Annotated in this window: 1 protein-coding gene and 1 pseudogene; one reads left to right on the top strand and one right to left on the bottom strand. The window is 65.0% G+C overall.

Going from position 1 to position 1,546, the window contains the following annotated elements:
* Positions 1-1,305: chloride channel protein (locus RV1423_RS28155; protein WP_034303958.1), on the top strand; the 1,305-nt coding region annotated here is incomplete at its 5' end.
* 76 nt (positions 1,306-1,381) lie between these two features.
* On the opposite strand, the pseudogene RV1423_RS28150 reads toward RV1423_RS28155, so the two are convergent.
* Positions 1,382-1,546, bottom strand: a pseudogene (locus RV1423_RS28150) (succinyl-CoA--3-ketoacid-CoA transferase); the annotation flags it as partial.

Genomic DNA, 1,546 nt, shown 5'->3' with positions numbered 1-1,546 from the left:
ATCGCCCAGCATTTCCATGTCAGCGCGGCGGAACGCAAAACGCTGCTGGTCGCAGGGGCCACCGCCGGCATGACCGCCGTGTTCGGCACGCCGGTGGCGGCGGTGCTGCTGGCGGTGGAATTGCTGTTGTTCGAATGGCGGCCGCGCAGTTTGCTGCCAGTGATCCTGGCATGCGCGGTGGCCGGTTTTGCACGCCCGCTGCTGCTGGCGCCGGGTCCGCTGTTCCCGCTGCACACCGAGCCGGTCGGCCTGTCGGCGCTGCTGGTCTGCATCGCGGCGGGATTGCTGAGCGGCGCGCTGTCGTCGGCGATGTCGGTGGCCTTGTACTGGGTCGAAGACCGCTTCCACGCCTTGTCGCTGCATTGGATGTGGTGGCCGGCGTTGGGCGCCGTGGCGGTCGGCATCGGCGGTTACTTCCAGCCGCGCGCGCTCGGAGTCGGCTACGACGTCATCGCCGATCTGCTCAATCACCATCTGGCGGTTTCGGCAGTGCTCTCATTGCTGGCGGTCAAGGCCGTCATCTGGGTAATCGCGCTCGGCTCCGGCACCTCGGGCGGCGTACTGGCGCCGCTGCTGATGCTGGGCGCCGGACTCGGCACCGCCGTCGCTTACGCCGTGCCGGGCAGCGACGCCAGCTTGTGGCCGCTGGTGTGCATGGCGGCGGTGCTGGCCGGCGTGCTCGGCGCGCCGCTGACGGCGGCCGTGTTTGCGCTCGGGCTGACCGGCGACTTCAATGCTTTCCTGCCATTGCTGCTGGCAACGGGAATTTCCTACGGCTTCACCGTGCTGGTCATGCGCCGCTCCATCATGACGGAAAAAATCGCGCGGCGCGGTTTGCACATTTACCGTGAATACAGCGTCGATCCGCAAGAACGCGTGTTCGTCGAAGAAGTCATGACCAAAGACGTCATGCGCATCCCGGCCGCAGCCAGCCTGCAGCAGATTACATCCGAATACTTCGGCGCCGCGCAGCGCCATCGCGCCTTCCCGGTCTGCCGCGTCGACGGCACACTGGCCGGCATGCTGGATCGCGCCATGCTGTTCGATTACCTGAGCAATCATCCGGCCGCAACGCCGGTGCAGGAACTGCTGCCGCAGCGACCGGCGCTGTTTGCGCTCGGCACCGAAACCTGCCAGTCGATTGCGCGCCGCATGGCCGCGCATCACGTCGAACGCCTGCCGGTAGTTGTCGACGCCGGCTCGCTGCAACTGATCGGCCTGATCAGCCGCAGCGATCTGATCAAACCCGCACACACGGTATTCCACGAAGAACACATCCGCGAACGGTTGGCCCGAAACGGATAGACCCGCAAAAAAACGGCACAGGCTTCGCCCCCTGTGCCGTTGTCCTCCGAAGAGAACGCAGATCGAACGTAAATGATTACACTGCGCTGACGTCGAGTTCCGCCTCGGTATTGGCGATCACCTCATTCTTGGTCACGCCGGCAGCCAGCTCGATCAACTTGAGCCCCTGCGGCGTCACATCAATCACGCCCAGATCGGTAATGATGCGATTGACCACGCCCACACCCGTCAGCGGCAGGTT

It is taken from the genome of Herbaspirillum sp. RV1423 (assembly GCF_000577615.1).
In the GTDB taxonomy this organism is placed as follows: Bacteria; Pseudomonadota; Gammaproteobacteria; order Burkholderiales; family Burkholderiaceae_D; genus Herbaspirillum.
This window is presented reverse-complemented; position numbering and strand designations above follow the sequence as displayed.